Annotated in this window: 4 protein-coding genes, 1 tRNA gene and 1 pseudogene; 4 read left to right on the top strand and 2 right to left on the bottom strand. The window is 63.8% G+C overall.

The window, feature by feature from the left end; all coding sequences use genetic code 11:
• The first annotated feature begins 14 nt into the window (after window positions 1-14).
• The 3 genes from BM154_RS11045 (at window position 15) to BM154_RS11035 (ending at window position 4,209) form a co-directional block, all read left to right on the top strand.
• A tRNA-Met gene (locus tag BM154_RS11045) sits at window positions 15-91 on the top strand.
• A 219-nt stretch (window positions 92-310) separates the two neighbouring features.
• The gene (mprF, locus tag BM154_RS11040) at window positions 311-2,941 is read left to right on the top strand and encodes a bifunctional lysylphosphatidylglycerol flippase/synthetase MprF (RefSeq protein ID WP_074883266.1); all 2,631 of its coding nucleotides are present in this window, start codon (window positions 311-313) and stop codon (window positions 2,939-2,941) included.
• Window positions 2,941-4,209, top strand: coding sequence for a virulence factor family protein (locus BM154_RS11035; RefSeq protein WP_074883263.1), 1,269 nt, complete (start codon window positions 2,941-2,943; stop codon window positions 4,207-4,209). Before mprF ends, BM154_RS11035 begins: the two co-directional genes overlap by 1 nt.
• 38 nt (window positions 4,210-4,247) lie before the next feature.
• Here BM154_RS11035 and BM154_RS11030 read toward each other — a convergent pair whose 3' ends face one another.
• Window positions 4,248-5,588: a short-chain fatty acid transporter gene (locus tag BM154_RS11030; RefSeq protein ID WP_074883260.1), complete on the bottom strand. Its 1,341-nt coding sequence runs from the start codon at window positions 5,586-5,588 to the stop codon at window positions 4,248-4,250.
• 249 nt (window positions 5,589-5,837) lie between these two features.
• Here BM154_RS11030 and rimO point away from each other — a divergent pair, with 249 nt between their 5' ends.
• Window positions 5,838-7,163 carry a 30S ribosomal protein S12 methylthiotransferase RimO gene (rimO, locus tag BM154_RS11025; protein WP_074883258.1) on the top strand — a complete coding sequence of 442 codons (1,326 nt, stop codon included), beginning with the start codon at window positions 5,838-5,840 and terminating at the stop codon, window positions 7,161-7,163.
• Window positions 7,164-7,212: 49 nt separating this feature from the next.
• Here the strand turns inward: rimO and BM154_RS11020 are convergent.
• Window positions 7,213-8,181, bottom strand: a pseudogene (locus tag BM154_RS11020) (integron integrase).
• Window positions 8,182-8,279 lie beyond the last annotated feature (98 nt).

Raw genomic sequence — 8,279 nt, 5'->3', positions numbered from 1 at the left:
TATAGAATGGCCGGCGCGGGATGGAGCAGTCTGGTAGCTCGTCGGGCTCATAACCCGAAGGTCGTCGGTTCAAATCCGGCTCCCGCAACCACCTTCGAAAGAAAGCCCTGACAGTCTGCTGTCGGGGCTTTTTTTGTGGCCGCTCGAAAGTTAGCTACTGCCGCCGCACACCTATGCTGATGGGCTACGCTTTGCAGATGCCTGCCATAGACACCTTGAAGCGGCTTGCTCAAGCTCATACATTGCTTGATACAAATTGGAACTTGGATTCCATCCTTCAATCTGAGCCGCACTGCCCAAGAGGTATCCGATGCGCGCCAGCTCCGACGCTACTGTTCCATCCTCTCTGCCCAAATCTCAACTGCTGCTCTGGCGCCAACGCCTGGATCGATACCGCCAGCCACTGGGGCTGAGTGTCGCCCTGGCCCTGTTCGTCATCGCCCTGCTGGCCTGCCGGCACCTGCTCGACGAGCTCGATCCCAGCGCCCTGCATGCCTCCATCCTGGCCGTACCAACCGCCAATCTGTTCGGCGCGGTGGGTCTGACCATCATCGGTTTCATCGCCCTGCTCGGCTACGAGTGGTCGGCCAGCCGTTATGCCGGTGTCAGCCTGCCCGGTCGTACCCTGGCCACCGGCGGCTTCTGCGCCTTCGCCATCGGAAACGCCGTCGGCCTGTCGATGCTTTCCGGCGGCTCGATCCGCTACCGACTGTATGCCCGGCATGGCATCGGCGGCGTGGAAATCGCCCGCATGACGGTGTTCGCCAGCCTTTCGCTCGGCTGCGCGCTGCCGATTCTTGCCGCCCTCGCCGCATTGGCCGACCCGGCAGCTGCCTCCGCCGCGCTACGCCTGCCGCAATCGGTATTGATCGCCATAAGCCTGGTGCTGCTGGCCCTTGGCGCTGGCCTGCTGCTGAAGCTGCACCGCGCCCGCATGGAAGAGCGCCCGAACGCCGACTGCGTGACGGTGCGGGTCAGCCGCCACCTGTTGCGCATGCCAGGCGCGCGCCTGACACTGCTGCAGATCCTGATCACATTGGTGGACGTCAGCGCCGCCGCCGGCGTGCTGTACCTGCTGCTGCCCGAAGCGCCGCCCTTCACCACCTTCCTGCTGGTCTACCTGCTGGCATTGGCCGCCGGCGTGCTCAGCCATGTACCAGGCGGCGTCGGGGTGTTCGAGGCGGTGCTGCTGGCCGCCTTTGCCAGCGAGCTGGGCGCTGCTCCCCTGGCGGCGGCACTGCTGCTCTATCGCCTCATCTATATCGTGTTGCCGCTGCTGGTGGCCTGCCTGCTGCTCCTGGGCATGGAGCTGCGCCGCCTCATCAGCGCGCGTCAGGCGATCCGTGCGGCCAGCGGCCTGGCCGCGCCGATCCTCGCCTTGCTGGTGTTCATTTCCGGCATGGTGCTGCTGTTCTCCGGAGCGACGCCCAGCCTGGACGAGCGCCTGGAGACACTGGATTTTCTCATCCCCCATCGACTGATCGATGCCTCGCACTTCGGCGCCAGCCTGATCGGCCTGCTCTGCCTGCTACTCGCCCAGGGCCTGCGCCGTCGCCTTTCAGCTGCCTGGGCCATGACTCTGGGCCTGCTGGTAACCGGCGCGATTCTTTCCCTGCTCAAGGGCTTCGACTGGGAAGAAGCCCTGCTGCTGAGCATCACCGCCGGCCTGCTTGCACTGTTTCGCCCTTACTTCTACCGACCCAGCCGGCTGATGGAACTGCCTCTCTCACCCTGGCACCTGGCCGCCAGTGCCTGCGTGCTTGGCGCGTCCATCTGGCTGCTGTTCTTCGCCTATCAGGACGTGCCTTACGAAAATCAGCTGTGGTGGCAGTTCGCGGTGAACGCCGATGCGCCTCGTGGCCTGCGCGCCGCCCTGGGTTGCGTACTGGTGCTCGGCATGGTGTTCCTGGCCTGGCTGTTGCGCGCCGCACCACCGGCCATCAGCCTGCCGAGCAGTGAGGAGCTGGACCGTGCCGCGCAGATCGTCAAGGCCTCCGACCAGGCCGATGGTGGCCTGGCGCTGACCGGCGACAAAGCGCTGCTGATGCACCCGGAAGGTGATGCCTTTCTGATGTATTCGCGCCGCGCGCGCAGCATGGTCGCCCTGTTCGACCCCATCGGCACGGCGCAGCGCCGCGCCGAGCTGGTGTGGCAGTTCCGCGACCTGTGTGACCGCCACCACACCCGCCCGGTCTTCTACCAGGTGCGCGCGGAGAACCTGCCGCTGTACATGGACATCGGCCTGACCGCCATCAAGCTCGGCGAAGAGGCGCGCGTGGACCTCAACCGCTTCGAGCTGGAAAGCACCGGCAAGGCCATGAAGGATTTGCGCTACACCTGGAACCGCGGCCAGCGAGACGGCCTGGTGCTGGAGTTCCATGAACCCGGCCAGGCGCCGTTCGACGAGCTACGCGGCATTTCCGATGCCTGGTTGGGCGGCAAGCAGATGCGTGAGAAAGGCTTTTCCCTGGGCCGTTTCGACGCGGCCTATCTGAACCGCTTCCGTATCGTCATCGCCCGGGTCGAAGGCCGCGCCGTGGCCTTCGCCAACCTCCTGGAAACCGACAGCCGCGACCTCGCCACCCTGGACCTGATGCGTGTGCTGCCCGATGCGCCAAAGCTGACCATGGAGTTCCTCATGCTCGGCCTGATCCTGCACTTCAAGGCCGCCGGCTTCGCGCGCTTCAGCCTCGGCATGGTGCCGCTCTCCGGCCTGCAGCCGCGTCGCGGCGCGCCGCTGGCCCAGCGCCTCGGCGCACTGGTGTTCAAGCGTGGCGAGGCGTTCTACAACTTCCAGGGCCTGCGCCGCTTCAAGGACAAGTTCCAGCCAGACTGGGAACCGCGCTACATGGCCGTACCCGCTGGGCTCGACCCGCTGGTGGCACTGACCGACACCGCCGCGCTGATCGCCGGCGGCTTTACCGGACTGGTGAAACGCTGATGACCCGCACTGCCAAACGCCTGTTACCGATCCTCGCCCTGCTGCTGGCCGTGGTCGCCGGCGGCCTCTACTTCTGGCTGCGCCCGCCGGCCGCCGCCAGCCTGGCGCACCACGCGCTGGCCTCCGGTGGCGACCTGCAGGTCGCCACGCCAGGCGGCAAGGTACACCGCCGCGTGCTGCTGGTGCTGCCGAAGGATCAACTGCTCGGCGATGAAGAGCTGCTGGAACTGGCGCAGTCCAACCACGCCGTTGTCGGCCAGTATCCGGTTACCCAGCAGAACTGCGATGTGCAGAACAAAACCCTGCAGGACGCTGCCGCACAACTGGGTGGCCCGCTGAACCTGCTGGCCGGCAGCGACACCGCCGCCATGCTCGCCTGGCGCTGGCTTGCCAGCCAGAACGACGACCAGGCCCAGGCGCTGTCCGTCGGTTTTTCCCTGGAAAAGTCTGATTGCGGCACCCCGCCGCCGGCCAGCAGCGGCCACGGCCATTGGCTGGCCGCCTGGAACGACAACCCGGATGACGCCAGCGCCCGCTTCGTGCGCGAGCAGGCCAATGCCGAAACCCTGATCGGCGATTACGACACTGCGCCCAAGGCGCTGCTGATCGCCCAGTTGCGCCGCCTGCTGCAAGGCGCCAGCGACGATCTGCCAGTGGTCGAAGTGCCGTCCACGCCGCCTGGCGATACCGTGAGCCTGTTCTACTCCGGCGACGGTGGCTGGCGTGACCTGGACAAGGCCGTAGCCGAGCAGATGGCCGAGCGCGGCTACCCGGTGGTCGGCGTCGATACCCTGCGTTACTTCTGGCAGCGCAAGAGCCCGGACCAGGCGGCCAGCGACCTCTCTGAAATGATGCGCGAGTACCGCGAGAAGTGGCACGCCAAGCGCTTCGTACTGATCGGTTATTCATTCGGCGCCGATGTGATGCCGGCGCTCTACAACCGTCTGCCCGACAGCGACAAGCAACAGGTCGATGCCCTGCTGCTGCTTGCGCTGGCCCGCAGCGGTGCTTTCGAGATCCAGGTCGAAGGCTGGCTGGGCAAGGACGCCGACGAAGCCGCCACCGGCCCGGAACTGGTCAAGCTGCCCGCCGAGAAGGTGCTCTGCGTCTACGGCAGCGAAGAAGCGCCGGAGAGCGGCTGCACCCAGCAGCAAAGCGTCGGCGAGAAGCTGGAGCTGCCAGGCGGCCACCACTACGACAAGGATTACCCGGCCCTGGCCGAGCGCCTGATCGCGGCGATCAAGAAGCGCCAGCCTGCGGCGCAGTGACTTTGGTGCTGCCGGCGCCCGCCGGCGCCACGCCTCGCTCACACCAGAAAGTAGAACGCGCCGCCGATCACCACGCCTGAATACAGCAGCATGATCAGGCAATAGCCCATGATGTCCCGCGCGCCCAGGCCGGCGATGGCCAGCAGCGGCAGCGCCCAGAACGGCTGGATCATGTTGGTCCAGGCGTCGCCCCAGGCAATCGCCATGGCGGTGATCTCCGGCGCCACGCCGAGCACCTCACCGGCCGGCAGCATGATCGGCCCCTGCACCGCCCACTGGCCGCCGCCCGACGGGATGAACATGTTCAGCAGTCCGGCACTCAGGAAGGTCAGCAGCGGAAAGGTCTCGGCCGATGACCAGTCGATGAACAGGTCGCTGATCAGCTTGCCGAGCGTCTGCCCCTCGGCGTTGGCACCGACCATCATGCCCATGATCCCGGCGTAGAACGGAAACTGGATGATGATCCCGCTGATGCCACCGACGCTGTCCTGAACCGCCCGCCCGTAGCGTTCCGGCGACCCATGCAGCAACAGGCCGGCGAACAGGAAGATACCGATCACAAGGTTCAGGGTCAGCCCGAAGCCGTTACTGGCGAAGTGGTAGGCGAAATAGATGGCCGCCAGGGCGACGATCAGCAAACCGAGAATGCGGCTGTCGTCCAAACGCTGGGCGCCGGTTTCACGCGGGATAACCGGCGCCGGCGGGTCGATCAGCAGTTCGGGCGCGGCCACCGTGGGCGTGCGCGGCATCATCGCCCGGTTGAGCAACGGCGCGCCGATTACCAGCAAGGCGATGATGGTCAGGTTGAGGGTGGTGAACAGCGTGTGCTCGACGCCAATGGCAGCGGTCAGCACGCCGCCGCTGATACGTTCCAGATCCGCACCACCGGTGGCCAGGGACAACGGTACCGAGCCTGACAGGCCGCCATGCCAGACCAGGAAGCCCGAATAGGCTGCCGCCACCAATAATGGGTAATGCACGCCCTGCACCTGCCGCGCCAGCGCCCGGGCGAACACGGCGCCGACCACTAGGCCGAAGCCCCAGTTGACCCAGGATGCGGCCATCGCCACCAGAGTGACGAACACGATCGCCTGACCCGGCGTGCTGGGAATGCGCGCCAGACGATCCAGCAGCCGGGCCACCGGTGGCGCATTGGCCAGGGCGTGACCGGTGACCAGCACCAGCGCCATCTGCATGGTGAAGGTCAAAAGATTCCAGAAACCGCCACCCCAGTGCTGGGCCATCTGCGGCAGGCTTTGGCCGGTGGCGAAGATGCCCAGCGCCAGCACCACCAGGGTCAGCAGCATGGCGAATACGAAAGGAGAAGGCAGGAAGCGCTGAACCAGATTGACGCTCAGCAGCGTGATCCGTGAAAACATCGGGTAGCCCTTTTGTCATTGTTATGGGGATGCGCGGCGATGCTCGCCGGTCGCTCGGGCACGCTAACAGGCCCAGGTGCGGCGCATGGGCGGAGTCTGCAACAGCATCTTTCAGAGTATTGGCCGCGGTCTGCACCCACATCCTGTCGGCAGTGCTGGAAAAGTGCCTCGCACGCCGCTAGAATTGCGCACTTTTTGACCAGAGGCGCCCAAAGCGCCCGGCTCGTCTTAGCCCTGAGGTTCACCTGCATGACCACCACCGCCACCCCCAAAGTTGGGTTTGTTTCCCTTGGCTGCCCGAAAGCCTTGGTGGACTCCGAACGCATCCTGACCCAGCTGCGCATGGAAGGTTATGAAGTGGTGCCGACCTATCAGGACGCCGACGTGGTGGTGGTCAACACCTGCGGCTTTATCGACAGCGCCAAGGCCGAGTCCCTGGAAGTGATTGGCGAGGCCATCAAGGAAAACGGCAAGGTCATCGTCACCGGCTGCATGGGCGTCGAAGAAGGCAACATCCGAGACGTACACCCCAGCGTGCTGTCGGTCACCGGCCCGCAGCAGTACGAGCAAGTGGTCAACGCCGTGCACGAAGTGGTGCCGCCGCGCCAGGACCACAACCCGCTGATCGACCTGATCCCGCCGCAAGGCGTCAAGCTGACCCCGCGCCACTACGCCTACCTGAAGATTTCCGAAGGCTGCAACCACAGTTGCAGCTTCTGCATCATCCCCTCGATGCGCGGCAAGCTGGTCAGCCGTCCGGTCGGCGACGTATTGAACGAGGCCGAGCGCCTGGTCAAGGCCGGGGTCAAGGAACTGCTGGTGATCAGCCAGGACACCAGCGCCTACGGCGTCGACCTCAAGTACAAGACCGACTTCTGGAACGGCCAGCCGGTCAAGACGCGCATGAAAGAGCTCTGTGAAGCGCTCTCCAGCATGGGCGTGTGGGTGCGCCTGCACTATGTGTACCCCTACCCCAACGTCGATGACGTGATCCCACTGATGGCCGCCGGCAAGCTGCTCCCGTACCTGGACATCCCGTTCCAGCACGCCAGCCCGCGCGTCCTCAAGCTGATGAAGCGCCCGGCCTTCGAAGACCGCACCCTGGCGCGCATCAAATCCTGGCGCGAACAGTGCCCGGATCTGACCATCCGCTCGACCTTCATTGTCGGCTTCCCCGGCGAAACCGAGGAAGACTTCCAGTACCTGCTCGACTGGCTGACCGAAGCCCAGCTCGACCGCGTCGGCTGCTTCCAGTACTCGCCGGTCGAAGGCGCGCCCGCCAATGACCTGGACGTGGACATCGTGCCCGATGACGTCAAACAGGATCGCTGGGATCGCTTCATGGCCCACCAACAGGCCATCAGCACCGCCCGCCTGCAGATGAAGATCGGACGCGAAATGGACGTACTGATCGACGAAGTCGACGACCAGGGCGCCGTCGCCCGCTCCTGGGCCGACGCCCCGGAAATCGACGGTAGCGTATTTATCGAAGGCACCGACTTCCAGCCAGGCGACAAGGTGCGCGTGCGTATCGTCGATGCTGATGAATACGATATGTGGGCTGAGCGGGTCTGACGTTTCGCGCTAAACAGTGCTTAATAAAAAAACCTGCGCTGCAGGTTTTTTATGCCCGATCCAAAGGGCTCAGCACACCCAACCCGCCGCGATTGAGCACATGGGTGTAGATCATCGTAGTCTTCACATCGGCATGGCCGAGCAACTCCTGCACGGTGCGAATATCCTGGCCGCCTTCCAGAAGGTGGGTGGCAAAGGAGTGCCGCAAGGTATGTGGAGTAGCCAGTTTCTCGATGCCGACAGCTCGAACTGCCTGCTTGAAGTGACGCTGGATACGCTTTTCATCGAAATGGTGGCGACGTGTTTTGCCACTACGCGGGTCAACCGACAGCGAACTCGCTGGAAACACATATTGCCGAGCCCAGTCCCAAGGCGCGTTGGGATATTTGCGCGCTAGCGCGTCGGGCAGATAGACATCGCCACGCCCTGCGCTGACCTCGGTATTGTGCGTAACCCTCACTAACTGGAGATGCTGTTTCAAAGGAACGAGCAAGCGTTGCGGCAAAACGGTTACCCTGTCTTTCATACCCTTGCCATCGCGAATCAATATTTCCTTGCGGCCAAAGTCCACATCCTTCACGCGCAAGCGCACTACTTCCATAAGCCGCATGCCAGAACCATAGAGCAGGCTCGCCATCAGCCATATTTCACCCTGCAGTTGAGCCAGTATCTGCTGCACCTCTTGGGTGGACAGTACAACCGGCAACCGTGAAGGCTTCTTTGCTCGAACGACCTCACTCAGCCATGGCAACTCCAGCTTGAGCACCTGCTTGTACAGAATAAAAGCGCTGAAAGCGCCTGGTTTTGCGTACTGGCAGACACGTTACCGTGTACCGCTAGATCAGATAGAAAAGCCTCGACCTCGGCAGCCCCCATTTCGGCCGGCCGGGAGACGATAACGATGGAAACGGATAAAACGCTTCACCCACTCGCAATAGACACGCTCCGTGCGAATCGAGTAGTGTCGCAGGCGAATTTGCTCCCGCACTTGGTCGAACAATCGAGGCTGTCCATACATGGAGTATAGCTCCCTTATACGGTCATCGGAACGCTGAAAGCCTCAGCCTAGACACGAATAGCGAGAGGAACAAGGAATGTTATACACCACGCCCGTTC

The sequence above is a fragment of the Phytopseudomonas argentinensis genome (assembly GCF_900113905.1).
Taxonomy (GTDB): Bacteria; Pseudomonadota; Gammaproteobacteria; order Pseudomonadales; family Pseudomonadaceae; genus Aquipseudomonas; species Aquipseudomonas argentinensis.
The sequence above is the reverse complement of the archived record's forward strand: the minus strand, read 5'-3'. Positions and strand labels throughout refer to the sequence as shown.